Origin of the sequence: Catellatospora coxensis (assembly GCF_016862635.1) — a bacterium.
GTDB classification, from domain to species: domain Bacteria; phylum Actinomycetota; class Actinomycetes; order Mycobacteriales; family Micromonosporaceae; genus Catellatospora; species Catellatospora coxensis.
Window position 1 is genome coordinate 1 of sequence record NZ_BONI01000008.1, and the last position, 25622, is coordinate 25622.

Genomic DNA, 25622 nt, shown 5'->3' on the forward strand with positions numbered 1-25622 from the left:
CCGGCGGCTAGACACAAAGGAAGGGCACCTTCTACAACGCTCCGCGTTGTAGAAGGTGCCCTTCTTAACTCTGCCGGTGAGTAGTGGCTGTTCAACGGCCCTGCCCGGACGGCTGCGAGCCGCCCGACCAGCCGCCGCCGCGGCCGGGCCGGCCGTCGCCGCTGCCGGATCCGCTGTCGCCGGAGCCGGTGTCGCCGCCACCGTCGGAGCCGCTGTCCCCGCCGGAGCCGTTGTCGTTCCCGCTGTCGCCGTTGTTGCCGCCGTTGTCGTTGTTGTCGTCGCCGCGGCCCGGCCGGTCGTCGCCGTTGTCGTGGGAGTTGTCGCCGTTGCCGTCGTGGGACTCGTCCCGCGGCTTCTCGGGCTCGGTGGGCTCCGGCTCGGGCGAGAACGCCGACTCGCGCTGCGGGGCGGGGAAGTCCTTGACCTCCAGGCCCGCCGACCCGGTCGCCAGCGTCGAGGCGACGGCCCGGTACACCTTCGACAGCACCGCCGCGCCGACGGCGTCGGTGGGGGTGTCCGGGTTCGCCGCGATGGCGGCCGCGGCCAGCTGCGGGGTGTACGCCACGAACGACTCGGTCATGTTGTCGGTCGAGCTGCCCGTCTTGCCGGCCACGGCGCGCCCGCCGAGCAGGTCCGACACCGCCGTGGCGGTGCCGCCGTCGCAGCGGCCGAACGCGCCTTCCTGCCCGACCGGGCAGCGGGCCGCGTCGGTGGCCGCCCGCGCGATCTCCGGGGTGATCGCCGGCCCGCACGAGGGGTTCGCCACGTCGAGCTGCCTGCCGGTGCCGTCGGTGACCGCGGTGACGGGCAGCGGCGAGCAGTAGACGCCGTCGGCGGCCAGCGTCGCGTACGCGTTGGCCAGGTCCAGCGGAGTGGTCAGCGAGACGCCGAGCACGAACGAGCCCCAGCCCGCCGCGTCGGTGGCCGCGTGCGAGGCGTTGTCCGGGTGCCGGAACCGGATGCCCAGCCGCTGCGCCATCTCGATCGTCTTGTCCGCGCCGACCTGCTGCTCCAGCCAGACGAAGTAGGTGTTCACCGACCGGCCGAAGCCGGTCCACATGTCGCGCTTGCCGTCCATCCAGGCCGGGTTGGCGTTGCGCGGGCACCAGTAGCCGTCGCAGCTGGCCGGGCCGGTCGCCTCGGGCCAGGCGGTGGTCAGCTTGGTGGGCGCGTCGAAGCGGGTGTCCAGGGTCTTGCCGGCTTCCAGCGCGGCCAGCATGGTGAACATCTTGAAGGTCGAGCCGGCCTGGTAGCCGTGGATGCCGGTGCCGCCCGCGACGAGCTGGTTCATGGTGTTGCCCGCGCCGGCCGCCGCGCTGTAGCGGCGGTTGACCGCGAGCGCCAGCACCTTGCCGGTGCCGGGTTCGACGACGGCCATCGGCAGGGCGCGCTTGTTCGTGTACCCGTACACCTTGGTCACCTGGGCCTGCGCCGCGTTCTGGAGCTTCGGGTCGAGCGTGGTGACGATGCGGTAGCCGCCCTGGCGCAGTGCCTGCTCGCGGTCCTCGGCGGTGTCGCCGAACGTGTCCTGGTCGCGCCACCAGCTGCGGAAGTAGTCGCAGAAGAAGCCCCAGCCCTGCCGGGAGGCGGTGCAGTCGTTGGGGTTCGCGCCGCGCTTGACCACCGGTGTGTCGGCCTTGGCCGTCTCGGCCTGCGCGGCGGTGATCGCGCCGGTCCCGGTCATCGCGGTCAGCACGTAGTCGCGGCGGGACAGGGCGCGCTCGATGCCCCCGTTGAGCGGGCTGTCCGCCTCGGGCGACTGGAGCAGCCCGGCCAGCAGCGACGCCTCGCTCAGGGTCAGCTGCGCGGGGTCCTTGGAGAAGTACGTGTGCGCCGCGGCGTAGATGCCGTACGCGCCGGAGCCGAAGTAGGCGATGTTCAGGTAGCGCTCGAGGATCTGCTCCTTGCTCAGCTCCTTCTCCACCGCCAGGGCGTACCGGGCCTCGCGGATCTTGCGGGCGGGGGTCTGCTCGGTGGCCTCGGCGCGCTGCTCGGTGGACAGCGACGGGTCGCTCTTGAGCACGTTGCGCACGTACTGCATGGTCAGCGTCGACGCGCCCTGGGAGACGCCGCCGCTGGCCCCGTTGGCGACCACCGCGCGCAGCACGCCCTTGAGGTCCACCCCGTGGTGGGAGTAGAAGCGGGCGTCCTCGGCGGCGACCACGGCCTGCGGCACGACGGGGGCGACCTCGGCGAGCGTCACGTCGCGGCGGTTCTCGTCGTAGAAGGTGGTGACGACGGTCTTGCCGTCGTTGGCGTACAGGTAGCTGGCCTGTGCCGTGGTGGGGTGCTTGAGCACCTCGGGGAGCGTGTCGTAGGCGGGCGCGGACTGCTCCACCGCCCAGTTGGCCAGCGCGGCGGCGGGCATCGCACCGGCGGCGACCACGGCTCCCGCGACGACGGCGAGCAGCGTGAGTCGGGTCATCCGGTTGAGCGGCGGCATCGCAGCACCTTCGGGGGAGGGGGCGGGGATGCTCAAGACTGCCCGGAGATCTCCGATGTGCCAGGATTTGTGGCGTGCATCTCATCTGAAATGGGCATATGTCGACCGGGTATGCGGTCTTCCTGTTCATGGGCAGGTGTGGTGACCCGGAAAACAGGGTGGCGCTACCCGAAATATCGTTGCGATGCGTATAGTTGAACCGTCACGTAAACAGCTTCGAGCTTCGTCAACCGGAGGGCAACCGACATGACCACGCTGAACACCCGCACCTGGAACGGCCTGACCATCCCCACGGCCGGCACCTACGCCATCGACGCCGCGCACACGCGCGTCGGCTTCGTGATCCGGCACATGGTGGTGAGCAAGGTCCGCGGCTCGTTCAAGGACGTCGCCGGTGAGATCGTCGTGGCGGAGGACCCGCTGGCCTCGTCGGTCACCGCCGTGATCCAGGCGGCCAGCATCGACACCGGCGTCGCCGACCGCGACAACCACCTGCGCACCGGCGACTTCCTGGAGATCGAGAAGTACCCGGAGCTGAGCTTCCGCAGCACCGGCCTGCGTGCCGTGTCCGGCGAGGAGTTCACCCTCGTCGGTGAGCTCACCATCAAGGACGTCACCAAGACGGTCGAGCTCGCGCTCGAGTTCGGCGGCGTGGCCAAGAACCCGTGGGGCCAGGAGGTCCTCGGCTTCACCGCCACCACCGAGATCGACCGCGAGGAGTTCAACGTGACCTGGAACCAGCCGCTGGAGACCGGTGGCGTCCTGCTCGGCAAGACCCTCAAGATCGAGATTGAGGGCGAGGCCACCCGCCAGGCCTGAGCCTGACGGGCTCCACGCGGCCGCGACCGGCGGTCCCGTCGACGCCCCACCCGGTGGTACTTGGGGGAGTGCCCCGGGGTGGGAGGCGTCCGGGCCGGTCGCGGCCGCGATGTGCCGGGCGTGCGCGTGGCCGCGCGGCACGCCCGGCCGATCGGGGAACCCGCCGCCTTCCGTCTCCTCGGGGCGGCGGGTTCCCCGGCCACCGACGCCGGTGGCCGGACCGCTACGGCATCGCAGATGCCAGGGGTAGATTCGCCACATGACCGCATTTCGGATCGGTGAAGCCGCGGAGCTGCTAGGCGTCAGCGCGGACACCGTGCGGCGGCTGGTCGACTCGGGCCGGCTGCGGGCGCACCGCGACGAGCACGACCACCGGATGGTGGCCGGGGCGGACCTCGCGGCGTACGCCCGCACCCAGGCCGACGACCCCGACGGCCGTGCCGACCGGTCCTCGGCCCGCAACCGGATGCGCGGCATCGTCACCGCCATCGTCAAGGACACCGTGATGGCCCAGGTCGACATCCAGGCCGGCCCCTACCGGGTGGTGTCGCTGATGAGCCGTGAGGCGGTCGAGGAACTAGGCCTCGACGTGGGCAGCGTCGCCGTGGCCGTCATCAAGTCCACCAACGTGGTGGTCGAACGTGACTGACCCGCGGACCGCTCATCCCGTGGTCGTCCGCCGCACACGCCGCATGATCGGCAGACTTGCCGGGCAACCGGGCGAAAGGTCCGCCAAGATACGCACACCTGCGCGGCAAGTCGACCGATCATGAGCGCGTGGCGCTCGGGCCGGGCCGGCCCCACGGTCGGCGGATGGCCCGCGGGGCGGCCGCTGCTCGCCGCGCACCTGGTCGTCGAGCGGCCGGGATTCCGCCTCGACGTCGCGCTGTCGGTGTCGCCGGGCGAGGTCGTGGCGCTGCTCGGACCCAACGGCGCCGGCAAGACGACGGCGCTGCGCGCGCTGGCCGGGCTGCTGCCGCTGTACGCCGGCCGGCTGCGGCTGGGCGAGGAGGTCCTCGACGACCCCGCGGCGGGTGTCTTCGTCGAGCCCGAGCACCGCCGCGTCGGCGTGGTGTTCCAGGACTACCTGCTGTTCCCGCACCTGTCCGCGCTGGACAACGTCGCGTTCGGCCCGCAGGCGCGGGGAGCCCCGCGCCGCGTCGCGCGTGCCGAGGCGGCCCGCTGGCTGGAGCGGGTCGAGCTGACCGCGCTGGCCCGGCAGCGGCCCCGGCAGCTGTCCGGCGGGCAGGCCCAGCGGGTGGCGCTGGCCCGTGCCCTGGCCGTCGGACCCGACCTGCTGCTGCTGGACGAGCCGCTGGCCGCGCTGGACGCGCGTACCCGGATGGAGACCCGCGCCCGGCTGCACCACGACCTGCGAGCGCACGAGGGCGCGACGCTGCTGGTCACCCACGATCCGCTGGACGCCCTGGTGCTCGCCGACCGGCTCGTCATCGTCGAGGACGGCCGCATCGTGCAGGAGGGCGACGCCGCCGGGGTCACCGCCCGGCCCCGCACCGAGTACGTCGCCCGGCTGGTGGGCCTGAACCTGTACCGGGGCCGGGCTGAGGGGCACACCGTCACGCTGCCCGGCGGGTTCACCATGGTCGCCGACGACGAGGTGCACGGCGACGCCTTCCTCGCCTTCCCGCCGTCGGCGGTGGCCCTGCACCCGCGGCAGCCCGCGGGCAGCCCGCGCAACACGTGGGCGGCGACCGTCGTCGGGGTGCTGCCGCACGGCGACCACCTGCGCGTGGAGCTGGGCGGCCCGATCCAGGCCGCGGCCGAGATCACCCCGGCGTCGGCCGCCCAGCTCGGCCTGCTGCCCGGCAGCGAGGTCTGGGCCGCGGTCAAGGCCACGGAGACGCGGGCGTACCCGTACTGACCTGCTGCGGCCGTCGGTCACCGTTAAGAAGGGCACCTTCCGCTACCTATGGCGATGTGAAGGTGCCCTTCCTTTGTTCAGATTGTGGCGAGGTAGGCGGGGGACGGGTGGCGGGTGATGGAGTCGATCACGCCCGCGTCGCGGACGTCCTGCTCGATGCGGGAGAAGGCGTCGTCCTCGGGGGCGGTCAGGGTACGCAGGGGCGTGCGCATGGAGACCTTGGCCTCGGACTTGGCGCGGCGCACCGCCTCGATCGCGGCCGTCGCGGCGGCCAGCGGCGCGGGGTCGCCGGCCAGGCCGTCCAGGTCGGACGGGGCGGGCCAGGCGGCGGCGTGGATCGAGCCGGGCTGCCACCACGACCACGCCTCCTCGGTCACGAACGGCAGCACGGGCGCGAGCAGCCGCAGCAGCGCCGACAGCGCGGTGCGCAGCGCGAGCCGGGCCGAGTCCGCGCCCGCCGGGCCGTGCTGGCCGTACGCGCGCAGCTTCACCAGTTCCAGGTAGTCGTCGCAGAACAGCCAGAAGAAGCGCTCGGTGGCGTCCAGGGCCCGGCCGGCGTCGTAGCCGTCCAGCGCGGCCGTCGCCTCGGCGAGCACCGGCTGCAGTGCGGCCAGCAGGGCCCGGTCCAGCGGTTCGGTGACCGTGGCGGCCGGGTCGGGTTCGCCGAGGCCGAGCACGAAGCGCGTCGCGTTGAGGATCTTCATGGCGAGCCGCCGGCCCACCCGCATCTGGCCGGTGTCGAAGGCGGTGTCCGCGCCCGGCCGGGCCGCGGCGGCCCAGTAGCGCACCGCGTCCGAGCCGTGCTCGGCCAGCAGGCCCAGCGGCGTCACCACGTTGCCCACCGACTTCGACATCTTCTTGCGGTCCGGGTCGAGGATCCAGCCCGCGATGGCCGCGTTGCGCCAGGGCAGCGCGTCGTGCTCGATGTGCCCGCGCAGCACCGTGGCGAACAGCCAGGTACGGATGATCTCGTGGGACTGCGGGCGCAGGTCCATCGGGAACACCCGGGCGAACAGGTCGTCGTCGAAGCCCCAGCCGCCCGCGATCTGCGGCGTCAGCGACGACGTCGCCCAGGTGTCCATCACGTCGGGGTCGGCCGCGAAACCGCCGGGGCGGCCACGCTGGTCCTCGGTGTACCCGGGCGGGGTGTCCGAGCTGGGGTCCACCGGCAGCGCGTGCTCGGCGGGCGTGATCGGCCTGCCGTGCTCGGGCAGGCCGTCGGCGTCCAGCGGGTACCACACCGGGATCGGCACGCCGAAGAAGCGCTGGCGGCTGATCAGCCAGTCCCCGGCCAGCCCGGCCACCCAGTGCTCGTACCGGGTGCGCATGTGCGCGGGATGCCAGGTCAGCTCCCGGCCGCGGGCGTGCAGCCGGTCGCGCAGCGCCTCGTCGCGGCCGCCGTTGCGGATGTACCACTGCCGGGTGGACACGATCTCCAGCGGCTTGTCGCCGCGCTCGTAGAACTTCACCGGGTGCGTGATCGGCTCCGGCTCGCCGAGCAGCTCTCCGCTGCCGCGCAGCAGCGCGGTGAGGCGCTCCCGTCCGGTGTGCACCGTCGCCCCCGCCAGCCCGGCGTAGGCGGCCCTCCCGGCCTCGGACAGGCCGTCGGGGGCGTCGGGCAGGAACCGGCCGTCGAAGCCGAGCACGGGCCGCGTGGGCAGGTCCAGCTCGCGCCACCAGATCACGTCGGTGGTGTCGCCGAACGTGCACACCATCGCGATGCCGGTGCCCTTGGCCGGGTCGGCCAGCCGGTGCGCCAGCACCGGCACCCGCGCGCCGAACAGCGGCGAGCGCACCATGGTCCCGAACAGCGGGCGGTAGCGCTCGTCGTCCGGGTGCGCCACCAGCGCCACGCAGGCGGGCAGCAGCTCGGGGCGCGTGGTCGCCACGACCACCGGTCGGCTCGGTGCCGCCACCGTGATCGGCTCGGCCGCGGCGCCGTCGGGGTGGAAGACCAGCCGGTGGTACGCCCCCGGGCGGTCCCGGTCCTCCAGCTCCGCCTGCGCCACCGCGGTCCGGAACGTGGTGTCCCACAGCGTCGGGGCCTGCGCCGGATAGGCGTCCCCCCGGTCCAGCGCGCGCAGGAAGGCCCGCTGCGACACGGCGCGGGCCCGCGTCCCGATCGTGGTGTACAGCAGCGACCAGTCCACCGACAGGCCCACCAGCCGCCACACCCGCTCGAACGCCTCCTCGTCCTGCGCCGTCAGCCGCTCGCACAGCTCGATGAAGTTGCGCCGCGACACCGGCGCCTGGTTCCTGCCCGGCTTCTCCGGCGGCGTGAACCCCGGGTCGTACGGCAGCGACGGGTCGCAGCGCACCCCGAAGAACTGCTGCACCCGGCGCTCGGTGGGCAGCCCGTTGTCGTCCCAGCCCATCGGGTAGAACACGGCCTTGCCGCGCATACGCTGGAAACGCGCGATGACGTCGGTCTGGGTGTACGAGAACACGTGCCCCACGTGCAGCTCGCCGCTGGCGGTCGGGGGCGGGGTGTCGATGGAGAACACGCGCTCGCGCGGCGCGGCACGGTCGAAGCGGTACACGCGCTCGGATTCCCAGCGCTGCGACCACTTGTCTGGCAGACCGTCGATGGTCGGCTTGTCCGGAAGGTTCATGACCTCACCTCGGTGGGATGAGCGCCCCGAACGCGAGAGAGGTTGGGTGACCACCGCGCGCCCTGGGGCGCGGCGATCGAAGAGACTACGCGCGGCCCGAGTCGGCTACGCGTACGACGAACGACGTGAAGAGCACGTGGGTCATGGCTCCTCCTTCGACGTCGCTCGTTTGTGCCGATGGTAACCGGTCGGCCCGTCGCGCGCTGCCCCGTTCACCCGTGACAGGCAGACCTGGCTGTGCAGATGAGCGCGGCTCATCCGTTGTGGCGGTTGTCCACGGGTGGGGCGGTTGTTACGGTCCGTTCTCGCTGGTCGCGGCTCGGCGACCGGCCCACCCTGACAAGAAGGACACCTCTGTGACCACGACGACGACGACCGCCAGCAAGTCCTGGCTCGTCACGCTGCTGCTCTGCTTCTTCCTCGGCGCCCTGGGCGTGCACCGCTTCTACACCGGCAAGATCGGCACGGGCATCCTGATGCTGATCACCTTCGGTGGCCTGGGCCTGTGGGTGCTGATCGACTTCATCATGATCCTGATCGGCAAGTTCTCCGACAAGCAGGGCAACGCGCTCGCCAAGTGAGCCAACCTGCGCCCGCGCGCTGACGCGGGCGACCGGCGGCCCCTCGCGCCCGTTCGGCGCGGGGGGCCGCCGCTGTATCCTGATTCTCTTGTGACCACCTCTGACCTGGCCGGCGCCCTCGAAGGCACGCTTGACGACGGCCGCCACATGACGCGCATCACCACGTTCTATCCCCGCCGCGGGCGGGTGAGCGGGCGGCACGAGGACGCGCTGACCAGGCTGTGGCCCGCCTACGGTGTCGACATCGCCGACCCGTACCCACCGCTGGACACCGCGGCCCTGTTCGGCCGCAGCGCCCCGCTGGTGCTGGAGATCGGCTCCGGGATGGGCGACGCCACCGTCGCGATGGCCGCCGCCGATCCGGGCCGCGACTACCTGGCCGTCGAGGTGTTCCCGCCCGGTCTGGGCAACCTGCTGGCCGTCGTCGAGGAGCGCGGGCTGGCCAACGTACGGGTCGCCCAGGGCGACGCGCTGTACCTGCTGCGGCACATGATCGCGCCGGGCAGCCTGGCCGCCGTGCACGTGTACTTCCCCGACCCGTGGCCCAAGGCGCGCCACCACAAGCGCCGGCTGATCCAGCCCGACAACGTGGCACTGCTGCGCTCGCGGCTGGCGGTCGGCGGGGTGCTGCACTGCGCCACCGACTGGGCCGACTACGCCGAGCAGATGGCCGAGGTCCTGGACGCCGCCGAGGGCCTGGCCAACCTGCACGACGGGTTCGCCCCGCGGCCCGCCCACCGCCCCGTCACCAAGTTCGAGCAGCGTGGCATGGCCGCCGGCCGCCAGATCTTCGACCTCCTGTACACCCGAACCCCCTGACCACGCCTGCCCTGCCGCGCCCGCTTGTCATTGACGTTGGCCTATCTCATCGACTTCGATCTCGGCTGAGTCGATGAGATAGGCCAACGTCGATTTAAAGGCGGGGTGTACGGGCGAGGGGTCGGCGTAAGCTGGAGTTTAGTTTCGTAGTTGTGTTGTTACCTGTAGGTTATCGACAACATTGATATATCTTCATTAATGTGTGGCCACCAGACTCCTCTTACCCCGGGAGGCCCTTCATGGTGGCTACCGCCACACCCCTGCTGCGCCGTGCCGCGGCGTTCGCGGGCGGCGTCGCGCTGACCCTCGGCACGCTGCTGTCCGTGCCCACCGCCGCGCAGGCGAGCACCGACTACGGCCCGGCGGCCTGGGTGCCCGCGAGCACCAGCAACTACACCAACGCCAGCCGCGAGTCCGACTACAACATCAACTACGTGGTCATCCACACGATCCAGGGTTCGTACACCAGCGCCATCAACTGGTTCCAGAACCCGTCCGCGCAGGTCAGCGCCCACTACGTGGTGTCCAAGGGCGGCGCGGTCACCCAGATGGTGCGCGAGGCCGACGTCGCCTGGCACGCCGGCAACTGGACCTACAACACGCAGTCCATCGGCATCGAGCACGAGGGCTACGTCGAGCAGGACGGCTGGTACACCGAGGCGATGTACCAGGCGTCGGCGGCCATCGTGCGCAGCGTGACCAGCAAGTACGGCATCCCGCGGGACCGGGCGCACATCATCGGCCACAACGAGGTCCCGGGCGCGACCCACACCGACCCGGGTTCGCGCTGGAACTGGTCGTACTTCATGCAGCTGGTCAACGGCACGACGCCCCCGCCGTCGTGGACGTCGACCGTGGACAACACCACCGCGGGCCGGTTCACCGCCTCGGCCAACTGGGGCACCTCGACGTACTCGTCCCAGCGCTACGGCGCCGACTACCGGTTCGCCAACCCGGAGGCCGTCTCCGACGCCGCCTGGTACAAGTTCAACATCCCGGCGACGGCGAGCTACCGGGTCGAGGTCTGGTACCCGGCCAACACCGGCTACAACGCGACCACGCCGTACGTCGTCGCCACCACCGGCGGCAACGTGTCGGTGCACGTCAACCAGCAGGGCAGCGGCGGCGTCTGGGTGAACCTGGGCACCTTCAGCCTCGCCGCGGGCGACTACAACGCCGTCGGCGTGAGCCGCTGGAGCGGCGGAGCCGGGTACGTCATCGCCGACGCGGTGAAGCTCACCCGCGTCTGATCCACACCGCGGCCGCGCTCGTGCCGACCCGACGGCACGAGCGCGGCCGCGGCGCGTCCACGCCCGTTGCGCGGATGCGGATCATCGTGCGGCCTGCTAGGCTCCTGCGCATGTACATCTGAGCGTGATCCCCACGCCCGCGCCGGTGAACCCGGCGCCGCGAGCGTGCCGCGCCGGCCCACGGGCCCGCGCCGTCTGATCCGTCTTTCCCCACGCCCCTGCCCGTTCCGGCAGCCGTCGGCGTGCCCGCATCCGTAGGAGACATTCATGCGTGAAGATCACAGCTCGGAGAACCCCGCCGCGGACGAGACCGCGGAAGAGGTCGAGCAGCAGCCCATGAACCGCGCCGAGCGGCGTGCCAAGGGCAAGAAGTCCCAGCAGCAGGCGTTCGGCAAGCAGGCGTTCACGCCCAAGGGGAGCCAGGGCCACGGCCCGCGGCTGTGGGCCAACCGCCGCGCCGGCTGACCAGCAGCTCCACGATCCGCCGAGCCCGGCCGCACCAGCGGACCGGGGTCGGCGGATCTTCTTTGTCGGTGCCCCTGAATACACTCCCGCGGCATGACGATGCAGACCATTGTGGACCGTGTCGCCGGGGCGGGTGGCGGATGTCCGGCCTGGTGACGTACACCGAACTGCTCGACCGGGTGGACCGGCTGGCCGCCGGCGGCGAGTTCGAGGCGGCGGCGTCGGCGCTGGTGGCGCTGCGCCGTTCCGGCGGCGCGGCCGGCGTGGACGGGATGCGGCCGCTGCTGGACCTGGCCGGCGGGCTGCCCCCGGCGCGGCTCACCGCGGTGCTGCAGGCGCTGCTGCGCCACCGCCGCGCCGATCCCGGCTGGCACGTCGACAGCGTGATCGGGGCGCTGTGCCCGCTGCTGCCCGGCGAGCTGCCCCCGGACCTGGTCGCCGACCTGCTGACCTTCGCCGAGGACAGCTCCTACGACATACCGGTGATGACGCTGGCCAAACTGGTCGCGCTGCACCTGCGGCACGCCCCGCTGCCACCGGCGGTGCTGGCGACCATGGAGCGCCGCAAGCGGGAGAGCCTGTGGCTGCGGGAGCTGGCCGCCACGGCGGCGGCCCGCTCGGCGCGGTGACCCGTCGTGGCGATCAGGGGCGGGCCGCGGGGGACCGCCGCCGATCGGTGCACACCGGGGGCGCCATCACCGTCTGGTCGGCGCTGTACGCCAGCGTGACCGTGACGCAGTAGTCCCGGCTCGCGTCGAAGCCGGGCAGGGTGACCGTCTCCGTCCCGGCGGGCAGCGACTGCAGCGCGCGCATCGGCTGCCCGGCGGGTGCGGCCGACAGCACCACCGCCGCGGTCGCGCCGTCGGGGTAGGACCAGGTGATGCGCAGCCGCGTGCCCAGGTCGGCGACGGCCAGCCCGGTCACCGGCGGCGGCGCGGACGGGGCCGGGCCGCTCGGGGTCGCGGCGGGCGACGGCGTGGCCTCGCCCGTGCCCCGGCCGCCGGCCAGGATGAACGTGCCCACCAGCGCCACGATCGCGACCACCGCCGCGACCACGGCCAGCGCCGCGGCCCCGCCACCGCGCCGCCGCCGTGGGGGCGGCCCGCTGCGCTGCGGCACCAGCAGTCCGGGCGGGGGCGTCGTCGCGATCGGGTACGCCGGATCGACGGGCACGTACGGCCTGCCGGGCGCGGCATACAGCGCGGGGACCCGCTGATCGGCGTCGGCGTCCGCCCGGGCCGGGGCCCGTCCGGACCGGCCCGGGGCACTGAAGGCGGCCGGGTCGGCCGTCTGCGCGGGGCTGCCGAAATCGAGCAGGTCGTCGAGGTCGGTGTGGTCCGTGCGGTGCGGTGGTGCGCCCGCCGGTCCGGAGCGGCGGATCCGGGCCTGCCGGGTCGGGTCGTCGAACCGTTCGAAGATCTCGTCGTCGGGCCACTCGTCCGGCTCGGCCGACCGTGGCGCGGGCTGGTGCGGGCCCGGGATCAGGTCCTCGGCCTGCGGGATCAGCACCGGCAGCACGCCCGGCCCCGGATCGTGGGCGCGTCCGGCCTCGTCCTCGGACGGGGCGGTGCCGCAGCGGTGGTCGGTCTGCGCGCGGGCGTGCAGCGCGGCCTGCAGCAGGCGGTGCACGTCGTCGTCGGCGGGGAACGCGGCAGCTTGCGCCCGTACCCCGGCCAGCAGGTCGTGGGCCTGGTCGAAATCGCCGCAGTCGCGCCACATGCCCGCCAGCCGGATGGTCATGCGCAGGTTGACGGGGTGCCCGGGGCCGTGCCGGGACACGTGCGCGGCGAGCACCTCGGCGAGCTGCCGCCGGCCGTCGGCGCAGCTGCCACGGGCGTGCTCCACGACGGCCGCGTCGGCCCGCGCGGACAGGGTGCGGTCGGCGTCGGGCCCGTCGGCGGTCGACAGGTCGCGGATCAGATCCTGGTAGACGTCCGCGGCCCGGTCCAGGGCCCCGGTGCGGTGCAGGCACACGGCCAGCACGCCGAGCGCGTGCAGGGTGCGCCGGTCCAGGTCGCCGTGCAGGGCCTGCGCGGCGGCGTGGGCGTACGCCGCCCAGCTGCGCGCCGCGTGCGGCTCGCCCAGGTGCAGCAGCACCCCCGCGTACAGCGCGGCGGTGTCCGCCTCGGCCGCGTCGGCGTGCCGCGGATCCTGGTGGGCGAGCGCGAGCTGGTCGCGCAGCAGTTGCTGGGCAGCCGGGAAGTCGAGCCGGCTCACCAGCTCGCGGGCACGCGCCAGCCGTCCCCCCTCAGGCATGGGACTCATCGTGCCCGCTTCCGCACGATCTGTGAAGCCCCGAAGGTCAACACTCCACCCCGGACGGTCACCGCCGGCCGCCGCGCGGAGTTAGGGTGTGCCACCGCGTTGCGGGCGGTCGAAGGGATGTGCGGGATGGGGCGGGACGTCGCGGGGCTGACGGTGGCGGTGACCGGGGCGGCCCGGGGGATCGGCGCGGCGATCGCCGCCCGGCTGGCCGGGGCGGGCGCGCACGTCGTGCTCGGCGACCGTGACCTGCCCGCGCTGACGCGGACCGCCGCGGCGCTGCCCGGCACGCTGGCGGTCGAGCTGGACGTCACCGACCAGGCGAGCGTGCACGCGTTCCTCAACCGGGCCGAGGAGGCGTTCGGGCCGGTGGACGTGCTGGTGAACAACGCGGGCGTGATGTGGGTCGGGCCGTTCGCCGACGAGCCGGAGCAGGCGGCGCGGCGGCAGTTCGAGGTGAACGTGCACGGCGTGCGGCACGGGTTCCTGGCCGCCGCGCCGCGCATGCGGGCCCGCGGCCGGGGGCAGATCGTCACCATCGCCTCGGCGGCGAGCCGCATCAGCCCGCCCGGCGAGGCCACCTACGCCGCGACCAAACACGCGGTGTACGGCTACGCGGCCGCCGTCCGCCACGAGCTGCGCGGCACGGGTGTGCGGGTCAGCCTGGTCATGCCGGCGGTCGTGGAGACCGACCTGGCCGCCGGGACCAGCCACGGCGGCGTGCCGCGGCTGCGCCCGGAGACCGTCGCCGCGGCCGTGGAGCGGGTGATCCGCCGCCCTCGGTTCGAGGTGTTCGTGCCGGGCCGGCTGGACCCGCTGACCCGGCTGCTGGCGCTGCTGCCGCAGTCCGGCCGGGACCTGGCCTACCGGCTGCTGGTGCCGGACCAGGTGGCGCTCGGGGACGGCGCGGCGCGGGCGGCGTACCAGCGGGACGCGGGACTGTCCGAAGCGGACGGCCAATAGGGAATCCAGGTCTTGTGACCTAGGACACACGGACATTACCCTTCGGTAACCGCGTGCCCGCGCGGTGGTTCGTACCCCCATATCCGCGTTTTCCGTACCCCCGGAAGGCAGGCTCCCATGCGTCTCGCGCGTCCGTCCCTCGCGCTCGCCGCCGCCCTGGCCGCGGTGCTCCTGTCGGCGAACCCGGCAGCCGCCGCGACCGGCCCCATCCCCAACTCGATGGCCAGCATGGGTGACTCGATCACCCGAGGCTTCAACGCCTGCGGCTGGTACGTCGACTGCACCGACCGCTCGTTCAGCACCGGCGGCTACAGCTCGGTCAACAGCCAGTACCGGCGCATCCTGGCCAAGAACTCCGCGATCAGCGGCCGCAACTACAACCAGGCCAAGAGCGGGGCCAAGGCGGCCGACATGCCCGGCCAGGCGACGGCGGTGGTAGGCCGCAACGTCGACTACGTGACCATCCTGATCGGCGCGAACGACGCCTGCACGAGCTCCGAGTCGGGCATGACCTCGGTGGCCTCGTTCCGTGCGTCGATCGACGGCGCGCTGGCCACGCTCAAGAACGGCCTGCCCAACGCGCGGGTCGAACTGATCTCGATCCCGGACGTCAAGCGGCTGTGGGAGGTCGGCAAGGGCTCGTCGTCGGCCCGCAGCGCCTGGTCGCTGTTCGGCATCTGCCAGTCCCTGCTGGCCAACCCGACCTCGACGGCGCAGGCCGACGTGGACCGCCGCGACCGGGTGCGCCAGCGTGTGATCGACTTCAACGCCCAGCTCGCGCAGGCCTGCGCGGCGTACGGGGCCAACTGCGACTTCGACGACAACGCGGTGTTCAGCTACCCGTTCGCGCTGTCGCAGGTGAGCACGTGGGACTACTTCCACCCGAACACGGCCGGGCAGACGGTGCTGGCCCAGATCTCGTACGCCGCCGGCCACAACTGGTGAGCCGTTCCTAGCCGGGGGCGTCCCGCGGGGTGGGGCGCCCCTTCTCGCGTGCCAGAATCGACAACACTCTTTACTGTTAACCGTCTTTAAATTAGTGTGGCATTCAAGCTCATGAGCGTATGACCGTCCCACAGCTCGCCGTCGGGCGACGTGCTCCCCGCAGCCGTCGCCCGCCGCGCGCTACCTCGAAAGGACTCCCCGCTCATGAGAAGGTCCTTGCGCGCCGGCCTCGCCACGCTGGGCGTGGCACTGCTGGCCGGCGCGATCTCCCTCGTCGCGATGCCCGCGGCCCACGCCGCGACCGCGACGTTCACCAAGGTGTCCAGCTGGGGCACCGGCTACGAGGGCAAGTTCACCGTCACGAACAACACCTCGGCCACCATCACCAGCTGGAACGTCCAGTTCGACCTGCCTTCCGGCACCACCATGGGCGTGTTCTGGGACGCCGCGGTGACCACGTCGGGCCAGCACGTCACCGCCAACAACGTGGGCTGGAACGGCACCCTCGGTCCCGGCGCGTCGACCAGCTTCGGCTTCAACGCCAACGGCTCCGGCAACCCCACCAACTGCACCGTCAACGGCGCGAGCTGCGGCGGCGGCACCCCGCCGACCTCCTCCCCGCCGCCCGCGGGCGTGCCGGGCAAGCCGGGCAACCCGTCGGTCACCACGGCCACCAACAGCGCGATCTCGCTGAGCTGGGGCGCCTCGACCGGCACCGTCACCGGCTACCGGGTCTACGAGGGCAGCACCGTGCGCGCCACCGTCACCGGCACCTCCGCCACGCACAGCGGCCTGGGCGCCTGCACGTCGCACACGTACACGGTCAAGGCGTACAACAACAGCGGCGAGTCGGTGGCCAGCAACGCCGTCACCGGCACCACGACCGGCTGCCCGACCTCGAACTTCAAGGGCGCCGCGCCGTACTACTACGTCGGCTGGGGCAACCCGCCCGCGCCCGCCACGGTCATGAGCGCCACCGGCATCAAGTGGTTCACCATGGCGTTCATCCTGTCCGGCGGCGGCTGCACGCCGGCCTGGGACGGCAGCCGCCCGCTGACCGGCGGGGCCGACCAGTCCACCATCAACGCGATCCGCGCCGCGGGCGGCGAGATCGTGCCGTCGATCGGCGGCTGGAGCGGCAACAAGCTCGGCCCGAACTGCTCCTCGGCGTCCGCGCTGGCCGCCGCGTACCAGCAGGTCATCAACGCGTACAACCTCAAGGCGATCGACGTCGACATCGAGAACACCGACGAGTTCGAGAGCGAGGTCGTGCAGGACCGCATCCTCGGCGCGCTGAAGATCGTCAAGCAGAACAACCCCGGCATCAAGACGATCATCACGTTCGGCACCTCGACGACCGGTCCCAGCTACTGGGGCACCCGCCTGATCAACCAGGCGGCGGCGCTCGGCGCGAACATCGACATCTTCACGATCATGCCGTTCGACTTCGGCGGCGGCGCGAACATGTACCAGAACACCGTCAACGCCGCGGTCGGCCTGCGCAACGCGCTGAAGACGGCGTTCGGCTGGAACGACGCCACGGCCAACGCCCACCTGGGCATCTCCGGCATGAACGGCCTGTCCGACCAGCAGGAGCTGACCAGCACCGCGACCTGGACCCAGATCCGGGACTGGGCCAACGCCAACGCGATCGCCCGCCTGTCGTTCTGGTCGGTCAACCGCGACCGCGGCTGCGCCGGCGGCGGCGTCCAGTCCGCCTGCAGCGGCATCGCCCAGCCCGACTGGGAGTTCACCCGCATCACCGCGGGCTTCACCCGCTGATCCGAACCCCCGGCCCGCGGCCATCCCCCCGATGCGCGGGCCGGGTCCTCCCGTGATCCACCGACTTGCCAGGCAATCGTGGGTATCCGCGGTCAAGATACGCACAGGTGCCCGGCAAGTCGGTGGATCAGCGGCGAAGCCGGAACATGAGGCGGATACGCCATTATCGTGATCACATGGACCGCAGTGGCGAGCTGAGCTCGGTGCGGCGCAACGCCGTGTTCGCCACGGTGGCGCTCGGCCTTCTGCTGGCGGCGCTGGACCAGACGATCGTGGGCACGGCGCTGCCGACCATCGTCGGGGATCTGGGCGGGGCGTCGCACCTGTCCTGGGTGGTGACGGCGTACCTGCTGGCCGAGACCATCGCCACCGCGCTGGCCGGAAAGCTCGGCGATCTGTTCGGGCGCAAGCTGCTGTTCCAGGTCAGCGTCGCGGTCTTCATCGTGGCGTCGTTCTTCTGCGGGTTCGCGCACAACATGGCCTGGCTGGTGGCCTGGCGCGGCGTACAGGGGGCGGGCGCGGGCGGCATCCTGGTCACCGCGATGGCGCTGATCGCCGACTACATCCCGCTGCGCGAGCGCGGCAAGTACCAGGGTGCGCTGGGCGGGGTCTTCGGCGTGGTGACCGTGCTCGGGCCGCTGCTGGGCGGGCTGTTCACCGACCATCTGTCCTGGCGCTGGGCGTTCTACATCAACATCCCGCTCGGCCTGCTGGTCATGCTCATCTGCGCGTCGACCATGCCGAAGCTGCCCACCGCGGCCCGCCCGATCATCGACTACCTCGGCATCGCCATGATCGCGGTGGCGTCCACCTGCCTGATCCTGATGACCAGCTGGGGCGGCACGGAGTTCCCGTGGCTGTCCCCGGAGATCATCGGGCTGGGCGTCGGCGGGCTCGTCGCGCTGCTGCTGTTCGTGGTGGTGGAGCTGCGGGCGCGGGAGCCGATGCTGCCGATGCGGCTGTTCCGCAACCCGGTCTTCACCATCTGCGGGCTGCTCAGCTTCATCGTCGGCTTCTCCATGTTCGGGGCGCTGACCTTCCTGCCGACGTTCATGCAGTACGTCCAGGGCGCTTCGGCGACCGCGTCGGGCCTGCGCATGCTGCCGCTGGTGTTCGGCCTGCTGATCACGTCGATCGCCAGCGGCACGATCGTCGGCCGCACCGGCCGGTACAAGTGGTTCCCGGTCATCGGCGGCCTGGTCACGGCGCTCGGCATGTGGCTGCTGGCGCAGATGACGGCGCTGACCACGCTGTGGGTCGAGTCGGCGTTCCTGTTCGTGCTGGGCCTCGGGCTGGGCATGAGCATGCAGACGCTCACCATCGTCGTGCAGAACACCGTCAACTACCACGACCTGGGCGTGGCCACCTCCGGCGTGACCTTCCTGCGTACGCTCGGCAGCGCCTTCGGGGTGGCGCTGTTCGGCACGGTGTACACCCATTCGCTGAACACGCAGCTGGAGCGGTTCGGGCCGCTGCTCGGCGCGCTCGACCCGCGCCGGCTGGAGAGCCCGGCCGGGGTGCACAGCCTGCCCGCCCCGATCCGCCTGCTGGTGGTCGGCGGCTACACCGAGGCGCTGCAGACGGTGTTTCTGTCGGCGGTGCCGGTGGGCCTGCTGGCCGCGGTCATCGCCCTGTTCCTCAAGCAGGTGCCGCTGCGCGACACCGCCCGCGCCGCCGCCCGGGACCTGGGCGAGGGCTTCGGCATGCCGGAGTCACCGGACCGCACCGAGCAGCTGGAACGCGCCGTCGCCACGGTATGGCGGCAGAAGGGCAACGCCGTCGCGCCGCACGTGCTGGCCTCGGCCGGGATCGACGGCGGGGTGGGGCTGGCCTGGTGCCTGTCCCGGGTGGTGCTGTTCTCCGAGCACTACGGCCAGGCCCGGGTGGCCGACATCGCCGAGCACTACCACCTGCCGCCGCAGGTGCTGTGGCCCGCGTTCCAGCGCTACGTCGCCGACGGCTACCTCGGCGCCGTGGACGGCACGGTGGCGCTGACCCCGCGCGGCACCGCCGAGTACGACCGCATCGCGACCGCCTGGCGGCACTGGCTGTCCGGCGAGCTGTCGGACTGGCACGACACCTCCGACGAGGAGTTCGAGCAGGCGGTGCGCCAGGCCGGCCGCGAACTCGTGTTCGAGGACGAGACCCCGCCCGCCCCGGTCTCGGCGGTCCCGGCGCTCCCGGAGGCCCCCGCCCGCACGGGCCCCGGCCGCCACCGGGCCTAGGCAACCACCACGAGCGATCTTGGATCGCCGGCCGCACGCCGCCGCGGGGCGGGGTCCGGTGGGCGTGAAAACGGTGTGGCCGGAGTGTGAACCGCGTCCGATCCTCGGGATGATCATCGCCAACCGGCGGGATCGCATGTCACGCTGACGACCATGGACACGACCGGGCTGCTCGTCGGAGGAGTCGCGCTGCTCGCGGCCACCGGCTACGGCCTGGTGCACCGCCGCCGGGCGGGTAGGGTTCGCGCCGTGCCCGTCTCCGCAGACCCCGTGAATCCGGTGCCGGCCGAACTCGGCGTGCGGCCGGGCAAGGTCACCCTGCTGCAGTTCTCGTCGGCGTTCTGCGCCCCGTGCCGAGCCACCCGCGTGGTCTGCGCCGAGGTCGCCCGCTCCACGCCCGGCGTGGCCCACGTCGAGGTCGACGCGGAGCAGCGCCTCGACGCGGTACGCGCCCTCGACATCTGGAAGACCCCCACCGTGCTGATCGTCGACGCCGACGGCCGGATCGCGGGGCGGGCCCAGGGCGTGCCCACCCGCGCCCAGGTGCTGGCCGCCGTCGCGCCGCTGCTGCCCGCCGTGGCCGAGCTGACCGAGGAGAAGGCATGACCGACCCCCGTGGCCCCCGGTTCGCGGCGGCCGTGACCGCCGTGGTGATGATCGCCGTGCTGCTCACCGGCTCCGGCTGGCTCGCCCTGGCGCAGGCGCTCGTGTTCGCGCTGACGGCGGCGCAGCCCCGCCTGGGCCCGTACGGCCTGATCCACCGCACCCTGCTCGCCCCGCGCCTCAGCCCGCCCGCCGAGCTGGAGCCACTGGCCCCGGTGCGCTTCGCGCAGGCCGTCGGTTTCGTCTTCGCCGCCGTCGCGACGCTGGGTTACCTGCTCGGCTCGCCGCTGACCGGGGCGATCGCGGCCTCGTTCGCGCTGGCCGCCGCCTTCCTCAACGCGGCCTTCGGCCTGTGCCTGGGCTGCGAGCTGTTCCTGGCGTACCGCCGCCTGGTCGGCCGCCCCCTGGCCGCGCGCGTCCCCGCCTCCTGACCCGGACGGCCCCTTCCCGTCGGACCCGTCTGTTAGAACGGCGGGATTGACCCGGCATGACGAAGGAGTGGCTGATGGCGACACGGATACAGGTGACGATCGACTGCGCGGACCCCGGCCGGCTGGTGGCGTTCTGGGCGCTCGCGCTGCACTATCAGCCCCAGCAGCCACCGGAGGGGCACCCCACCTGGCGCTCGTACTGGCTGTCCAAGGGCATCCCGGACGAGGAGCTGGAGGGCGCCGACGAGATCGACTCGATCGAGGATCCGGACGGGGTCGGCCCGCGCTTCTGGTTCCAGCAGGTCCCGGAGTCGAAGGCGGGCAAGAACCGCCTGCACCTCGATCTCGCGGTCAGCGGCGGCCGCAGCGTCCCGGTGGAGGTCCGCCGCGAGCGGGTCGCCGCCGAGGCCGAGCGCTTGATCGCCGCCGGTGCGACCCGCCTGCGGGTGCTCTACACCGAGGGCGTCGACCACTACGGCGAGGTCATGCAGGACCCCGAGGGCAACGAGTTCTGCCTCCACTAATGAATCGTATTTGCTTGATGTGTCTTGGGTCGGCATACTGTATACATGTCGCGAACGATGATCGACCTTGACGACGAGCTGCTGGCCGAGGCGGCTCGGCTGTTGGGTACGGAAACCAAGAAGGACACGGTGAACGCCGCGCTGCGTGAGGTCGCCGCGCGGCTCCGGCGGATAGACGCCCTGCGTGAACTGCAGGCGATGACCGCTCGTGGAGAGATCGACGCCGACGCGTGGGAGGCCCGCCACCTGGCCGACAAGCAGGCGCGGTGAGCGCGCGGTTCCTGGCGGACACGAGCGCGGTGATCAGGGTCCTGACCGGCAAAGCCGATCAGATCTGGATCGACGCCGTGACCGCGGGCACCGTGGCGATCTGCGACCCGGTGGAACTGGAACTACTCCGGGACACGGCCACCAACACGCGCCGACCGCAGATCCAACGAATGATCCGCCTCTTGTACGGCTGGTGCCCGGTTCCGGATGACTGCTGGGACCGGGCGCTGCGGCTGCAGGACGAGTTGGCCGTCACGGGGCAGCACAGCGGGGCTTCCGCGGTCGATCTGCTGGTCGCGGTGACGGCGATGAAGAACCGCCTGGTGGTGCTGCATGATGATCGCGACTACGAGGTGATCGCCCGCACGTCGGGTGTGCAGATTCAGCGCGTGGTCACCTGACCGCCGCAGTAGCGGACAGAGCCCCGTCCCCACCTGAGCGGGGACGGGGCTCTGTGGTCCGAGCCGGTCAGGAGCGGCCGGGCTCGTGGCGGCGCAGCGCCAGGCGGGTCAGGCCGATCATGACCACCATCTGCACGCCCAGGTAGACCATGTACTTGATCCAGTTGCCTGCCTCGTGCGCCCACAGCGGGTCCTGGTAGCTCTTCGGCAGCATGGCGCCCATGTCCACGGTGGCGGCGCCGGCGGCGAAGCCCCACCGGGTCGGGAAGAACCAGGAGATGATCTCCATCGCGGTCTGCCCGGCCAGCAGGAACAGGCCGCCGGAGAAGACGAGCTGCGCCATGACCACGACCACCATGGCGGGCGTGGTCTGCTCGGTGGTGCGGGCCAGTGAGCTGATCAGCAGGCCGAGCACGGTGGAGACCAGGGCGATGCCCACCATCGCGACGATGATCTCGGCGGTCTGGCTCGGGATCACCAGCGACTCCGTCGGTGGACCCTGGAACAGCGCCAGGTACACGAACAGCGCCACCTGTGCCGTGTTGATCAGGAAGAACACGGTGATCTTCGAGCTCAGGTACGCCGCCGCCGACAGGCCCACCGCCCGCTCCCGGGCGTAGATCGGCGCTTCGGCCACGATCTCGCGCACCGCCGCCGCGGTGCCCATGAAGGCGGCGCCGGTGACCAGCACGACGAGCAGCTGCTGCGCGGTCAGGTGCACCGGCCCGAGGTTGGCCAGGCCCGAGTCGCCGGGCACGGTGTAGGACAGCACCGCCAGGATGAGCGGCATCGCCAAGAGGAACCCGGTGAACCCGCGATCGGAGAAGATCACGTTGAGCATGCGCATGCAGAGCGTGAAGTACTGCCGGATGGGCGCGCTGGGGTTGCGGGCGAACAGCCCCCACGTCTTGCGGTCGATGTTGGCCCGGCCGGGTTTGGCGGACGCCACGTTGGGCCGTGCCCGCGACAGCGCGTCGTCGACGCTGACGGAGGCGGGCTCGGCGTCGTCGACCGGCGCGCCGGGCACCGGCAGCACTGCGACGGGCTCGGTGAGGTCGGGCTCGTCGGTGCGCTGCGTCGGCACCAGCGGCTGCTGGGTCGTCGTCGGGTCGATCACCACGTCGGACGGCGCGGGCGGCACCGGCAGCACGGCGGGCTCGGTGCGGTTGGTCGGGGTGACCGCGCTGACGTAGCGGGCGTACAGCGGGGAGTTGCGGAACGCCCGGGTCCACCGCTCCGGCTCTTCGGTGATCTTCGTGAAGACGTCGGCGTAGTCCTCGGCGCCGAAGAAGCCGAGCAGCTGGTCCGGCGGGCCGAAGTAGCCCATCGTGCCGCCCAGGCACATCACCAGCACCCGGTCACAGGTGTCGAGGTGCAGCACGCTGTGGGTGACCACGACGACGGTCTTGCCCTTGTCGGCCAGCTCCCGCAGCTCGCCCATCACCTCCTTGTCCAGCGCCGGGTCCAGGCCCGAGGTGGGCTCGTCCAGGCACAGCAGCGACGGCTCGGTGAGCAGCTCCATGGCCACCGAGGCGCGCTTGCGCTGGCCGCCGGAGAGCACGTCGATGCGGGCCTTGGCGCGCTGGGTGAGCCGCATGGTCTCCATGACCTCGTCGACCTTGGCCCAGCGCACCTTGCGCGGCACGTCGTCGGCGAAGCGCAGCGCGGCCGCGAAGCGCAGCGCGGTGCGCACCTTGAGCTGCTTGTGCAGCACGTCGTCCTGGGGCACCATGCCGATGCGGTAACGCAGCTGGGCGTAGTCGGCGTACAGGTCGCGCCCGCCGTACCAGAGCCGGCCCTGGGTCGCCGGGCGCAGCCCGGTCAGTGCCTTGAGCAGCGTGGACTTGCCGCAGCCGCTGGGGCCGATCAGGGCGAGCAGGCTGCCCTCGGGCAGCGCGAAGCTGACGTCGTCGATGAGCACCTTGTTGCCCAGGCGCACCGTCAGGTCGTCGGCGATGATCGAGGCGGGGCCGGTGTCGACGTGGTCGTGCAGCTGCCCGCCGTCGAAGAGCAGCTCGTGCCGCCCGATCGAGACGATGTCGCCGGCGTGCATCAGGGTGGCCTTCTGCACCTGGCGTCCGTTGAGGAAGGTGCCGTTGCGGCTGCCCAGGTCGACGATGTTGAACGCGTCGCCGAGGCGGCGCATCTCGGCGTGGTGGCGTGAGGCCTGCAGGTCGGCCAGCACGATGTCGTTGTCGGCGTCGCGCCCGATCCGGGTGCGGATCGAGCCGTCGGTGGCTGCCGTCTGTCCGGAGGCGACCGCGGGGTCGGCCGGCGCGGCGGCGCTCTTGCGGCGTCGAGGCGTGCGGGAGGTGGAGGGGTCTGTTGACACTCGCACATCCTTGCGGCAAGACCAGTGCAGATCAAGCGCCATCCGGTCGGATCCGCCCGCCGTCGGGAACCCGATCGAGCCGCGTACGGCCCGCGCGTCCGGGTGATATTCCCGCGGCTCCGTGAAGATCGTCACGGCGATGATGTTCGGCGCGCACGGATTTCGGAGCTAAGGTGGTCGAGGTCGGTGCGTGGACAGTGTCCCCGGGCCTCAACTACAAAAGCCTTCACGGAATACCGTTCGGCTGGAGCCGTGTCGCGCCACTCGCCGCGAGGCGACCGCACGCACCGACCATAGCTTCCGATAGTCCGCCCGCTCCGGTGCCCGATCATCACCGGAGCGGGCGGTGCTTTGGTGTCCGCGGCGGTGTGTCGCCAGCGTTACTTCGGCGAGACTACCAACAAACTCCGGCGAAATCCATCACCGTCGCTTGATCGTGTCGTACCGCGGACAACGCCAGGTCATGACGTGCAATGGGCGGTATGGACCAACGCACCGTCATCCTCGTGCTGCTGGTGCTCGGTCTGCTCGGCGTGCCCGTCGGCGCCCGGCTGCGGTTGCCGGCGCCCGTGGTGGCCACGGTGTTCGGCGCGGCCCTGGGCCTGCTGCCCGGCAGCTCGCTGTCCCTGCACCCCGAGGTCATCCTGCCCGTGCTGCTGCCGCCGCTGCTCTACGCCGCGGTGCAGCGCAGCTCCTGGCGGCGGTTCGCGCGCGGCTGGAAGGCCATCCTGCTGCTGGCCGTGGCGCTGGTGTTCGTGACCACCGCCGCGGTCGCCGCCGTCGCCGCGAGCATCCACCCGGCCCTGCCGCTGGGCGCGGCCGTCGTGCTCGGCGCGATCACCTCCCCGCCCGACCCCGCCGCCGTCTCGGCGATGGCCGGCCGGCTGGGCCTGCCCCGGCGCACGATCACCCTGCTCGAAGGCGAGGGGCTGTTCAACGACGTCACCGCGCTCACCATCTACCAGGTCGCCGTCGCCGGGGTGCTGACCGGAACGCTGTCGGTGTGGAGCGCGGTCGCGTCGTTCGGATACACGGCAGCGGCCGGCGCGGGCATCGGCCTGGCGGCCGGGATGCTGTTCGGCTGGCTGTTCGACCGGCTGCCCACCGCCGAGCTGCGCGCCGGGCTGAGCCTGCTCACGCCGTACACCGCCTATCTCGCCGCCGACTCCGCGCACGCCAGCGGGGTGCTGGCGGTGCTCGCCGCCGGGTTCTGGCTGGGCGCGACCCGGGCCGATCCCGACGACGTCGCCGGGCGGCTGTCCGGGCGCAACTTCTGGGACGTGGTGGAGGAGCTGGTCACCGGCTTCACCTTCGGGCTGATCGGGCTGGAGTTCATCGAGGCGCTCGACGACCTCGACGCGGGCGTGTGGCCGTACACCCGCTTCGCGATCTTGATCTGCCTGACCCTGGTGGCGGTGCGGTTCGCGTGGATGTTCGGCGTCGGCGGGCTGGCCCGGCGGATGCGCGCGCGCGAGCCCGCCGACGTGCCGGTCGGCTGGGGCGAGACCCTGGTCGTGGCGTGGGCGGGCATGCGCGGCGTGGTCACCATCGCGACCGCGCTGGCGCTGCCACGGGACTTCCCGGCCCGCTCGCAGATCGTGTTCGTGGCGGCAGTGGTCGCCGTGGTCACCCTGCTGCTGCCCGGCGTGACGCTGCCGTGGCTGGTCGGCCGCCTCGGCCTGAGCACCGGCGCGCAGCGCCGCCGCCAGGCCGAGCGGGAGGTCATCGCGGTCGCCCAGGACGCCGGCCTGGCCCGGCTGGAGCAGCTGCGGGCCGACGGCACGGTCAGCGCGGAGACGGCGCACCGGCTGGGGGAGTGGCAGCGCGCCATCCTGCTCGACGAGGAGGCCGAGGACGACGACTGGGTACAGCAGCGCCGGCGCCTCGGCGACGTGCGCGCGCAGCTGCTGGCGGCCGCGCGGGCCGCGGTGCTCGAACACCGGGCGCGCGAGCCCGAGGCGGTCGACGACGTGCTGCGCCGGCTGGACCTGCACAGCGCCGTCTACTAAGCGC

At 72.2% G+C, this 25622-nt stretch carries 22 protein-coding genes; 18 read left to right on the forward strand and 4 right to left on the reverse strand.

Going from position 1 to position 25622, the window contains the following annotated elements:
* Positions 1-91: 91 nt before the first annotated feature.
* On the reverse strand, positions 92-2443 hold the full coding sequence (locus tag Cco03nite_RS06450) for a transglycosylase domain-containing protein (RefSeq protein WP_203689683.1): 2352 nt from the start codon (positions 2441-2443) through the stop codon (positions 92-94).
* Between the two features lie 246 nt (positions 2444-2689).
* Between Cco03nite_RS06450 and Cco03nite_RS06455 the strand changes: the two genes are divergently transcribed.
* The 3 genes from Cco03nite_RS06455 (at position 2690) to Cco03nite_RS06465 (ending at position 5144) form a co-directional block, all read left to right on the forward strand.
* Complete coding sequence (locus Cco03nite_RS06455; protein ID WP_203689685.1) at positions 2690-3262, forward strand: YceI family protein; 573 nt, start codon at positions 2690-2692, stop codon at positions 3260-3262.
* Between the two features lie 259 nt (positions 3263-3521).
* Positions 3522-3911 carry a TOBE domain-containing protein gene (locus Cco03nite_RS06460; protein ID WP_155370472.1) on the forward strand — a complete coding sequence of 130 codons (390 nt, stop codon included), beginning with the start codon at positions 3522-3524 and terminating at the stop codon, positions 3909-3911.
* Positions 3912-4031: 120 nt separating this feature from the next.
* Positions 4032-5144, forward strand: a complete 1113-nt coding sequence (locus Cco03nite_RS06465; RefSeq protein ID WP_203689687.1) for a sulfate/molybdate ABC transporter ATP-binding protein — start codon at positions 4032-4034, stop codon at positions 5142-5144.
* A 77-nt stretch (positions 5145-5221) separates the two neighbouring features.
* On the opposite strand, the gene valS is transcribed toward Cco03nite_RS06465, so the two are convergent.
* A complete protein-coding gene (valS, locus tag Cco03nite_RS06470) occupies positions 5222-7756 on the reverse strand; it encodes a valine--tRNA ligase (RefSeq protein ID WP_203689689.1) in 2535 nt (844 codons plus the stop codon).
* Between the two features lie 356 nt (positions 7757-8112).
* Here valS and Cco03nite_RS42215 point away from each other — a divergent pair, with 356 nt between their 5' ends.
* The 5 genes from Cco03nite_RS42215 (at position 8113) to Cco03nite_RS06495 (ending at position 11500) form a co-directional block, all read left to right on the forward strand.
* Positions 8113-8337: a TM2 domain-containing protein gene (locus Cco03nite_RS42215; protein ID WP_239167166.1), complete on the forward strand. Its 225-nt coding sequence runs from the start codon at positions 8113-8115 to the stop codon at positions 8335-8337.
* A gap of 147 nt (positions 8338-8484) precedes the next feature.
* A complete protein-coding gene (gene trmB / locus Cco03nite_RS06480; protein WP_203690072.1) occupies positions 8485-9156 on the forward strand; it encodes a tRNA (guanosine(46)-N7)-methyltransferase TrmB in 672 nt (223 codons plus the stop codon).
* A 239-nt stretch (positions 9157-9395) separates the two neighbouring features.
* A complete protein-coding gene (locus Cco03nite_RS06485) occupies positions 9396-10406 on the forward strand; it encodes a golvesin C-terminal-like domain-containing protein (protein WP_203689697.1) in 1011 nt (336 codons plus the stop codon).
* Between the two features lie 267 nt (positions 10407-10673).
* Complete coding sequence (locus Cco03nite_RS06490; RefSeq protein ID WP_203689699.1) at positions 10674-10871, forward strand: hypothetical protein; 198 nt, start codon at positions 10674-10676, stop codon at positions 10869-10871.
* A gap of 140 nt (positions 10872-11011) precedes the next feature.
* Positions 11012-11500 carry a hypothetical protein gene (locus tag Cco03nite_RS06495; RefSeq protein WP_203689701.1) on the forward strand — a complete coding sequence of 163 codons (489 nt, stop codon included), beginning with the start codon at positions 11012-11014 and terminating at the stop codon, positions 11498-11500.
* Positions 11501-11513: 13 nt separating this feature from the next.
* On the opposite strand, the gene Cco03nite_RS06500 is transcribed toward Cco03nite_RS06495, so the two are convergent.
* Entirely contained in the window at positions 11514-13127 is a 1614-nt protein-coding gene (locus tag Cco03nite_RS06500; RefSeq protein WP_203689703.1) for a hypothetical protein, read from the reverse strand.
* Between the two features lie 135 nt (positions 13128-13262).
* Here Cco03nite_RS06500 and Cco03nite_RS06505 point away from each other — a divergent pair, with 135 nt between their 5' ends.
* The 9 genes from Cco03nite_RS06505 to Cco03nite_RS06545 all read left to right on the forward strand — a co-directional run bounded on the left by Cco03nite_RS06505 (position 13263) and on the right by Cco03nite_RS06545 (position 21277).
* The gene (locus Cco03nite_RS06505; RefSeq protein WP_203689711.1) at positions 13263-14096 is read left to right on the forward strand and encodes an SDR family NAD(P)-dependent oxidoreductase; all 834 of its coding nucleotides are present in this window, start codon (positions 13263-13265) and stop codon (positions 14094-14096) included.
* Between the two features lie 117 nt (positions 14097-14213).
* Positions 14214-15041, forward strand: coding sequence for an SGNH/GDSL hydrolase family protein (locus Cco03nite_RS06510; RefSeq protein WP_203689713.1), 828 nt, complete (start codon positions 14214-14216; stop codon positions 15039-15041).
* A 204-nt stretch (positions 15042-15245) separates the two neighbouring features.
* A complete protein-coding gene (locus tag Cco03nite_RS06515) occupies positions 15246-16823 on the forward strand; it encodes a cellulose binding domain-containing protein (protein WP_203689720.1) in 1578 nt (525 codons plus the stop codon).
* 176 nt (positions 16824-16999) lie between these two features.
* A complete protein-coding gene (locus tag Cco03nite_RS06520; RefSeq protein WP_203689727.1) occupies positions 17000-19048 on the forward strand; it encodes an MDR family MFS transporter in 2049 nt (682 codons plus the stop codon).
* Between the two features lie 153 nt (positions 19049-19201).
* Positions 19202-19654 carry a TlpA family protein disulfide reductase gene (locus Cco03nite_RS06525; protein ID WP_203689729.1) on the forward strand — a complete coding sequence of 151 codons (453 nt, stop codon included), beginning with the start codon at positions 19202-19204 and terminating at the stop codon, positions 19652-19654.
* A complete protein-coding gene (locus tag Cco03nite_RS06530; RefSeq protein ID WP_203689730.1) occupies positions 19651-20082 on the forward strand; it encodes a DUF4395 domain-containing protein in 432 nt (143 codons plus the stop codon). The genes Cco03nite_RS06525 and Cco03nite_RS06530 overlap by 4 nt, the downstream gene beginning before the upstream one ends.
* A gap of 74 nt (positions 20083-20156) precedes the next feature.
* Positions 20157-20606, forward strand: a complete 450-nt coding sequence (locus Cco03nite_RS06535; protein WP_203689732.1) for a VOC family protein — start codon at positions 20157-20159, stop codon at positions 20604-20606.
* A 45-nt stretch (positions 20607-20651) separates the two neighbouring features.
* The gene (locus Cco03nite_RS06540; RefSeq protein ID WP_203689740.1) at positions 20652-20876 is read left to right on the forward strand and encodes a type II toxin-antitoxin system VapB family antitoxin; all 225 of its coding nucleotides are present in this window, start codon (positions 20652-20654) and stop codon (positions 20874-20876) included.
* Positions 20873-21277, forward strand: coding sequence for a PIN domain-containing protein (locus Cco03nite_RS06545; RefSeq protein ID WP_203689747.1), 405 nt, complete (start codon positions 20873-20875; stop codon positions 21275-21277). The genes Cco03nite_RS06540 and Cco03nite_RS06545 overlap by 4 nt, the downstream gene beginning before the upstream one ends.
* A gap of 67 nt (positions 21278-21344) precedes the next feature.
* Here Cco03nite_RS06545 and Cco03nite_RS06550 read toward each other — a convergent pair whose 3' ends face one another.
* Positions 21345-23609 (reverse strand): ATP-binding cassette domain-containing protein, encoded by a 2265-nt coding sequence (locus Cco03nite_RS06550; RefSeq protein WP_203689755.1) that lies wholly within the window; start codon positions 23607-23609, stop codon positions 21345-21347.
* Positions 23610-24091: 482 nt separating this feature from the next.
* On the opposite strand from Cco03nite_RS06550, the gene Cco03nite_RS06555 reads away from it, so the two are divergent.
* Positions 24092-25618, forward strand: a complete 1527-nt coding sequence (locus Cco03nite_RS06555) for a cation:proton antiporter (RefSeq protein ID WP_203689757.1) — start codon at positions 24092-24094, stop codon at positions 25616-25618.
* Positions 25619-25622 lie beyond the last annotated feature (4 nt).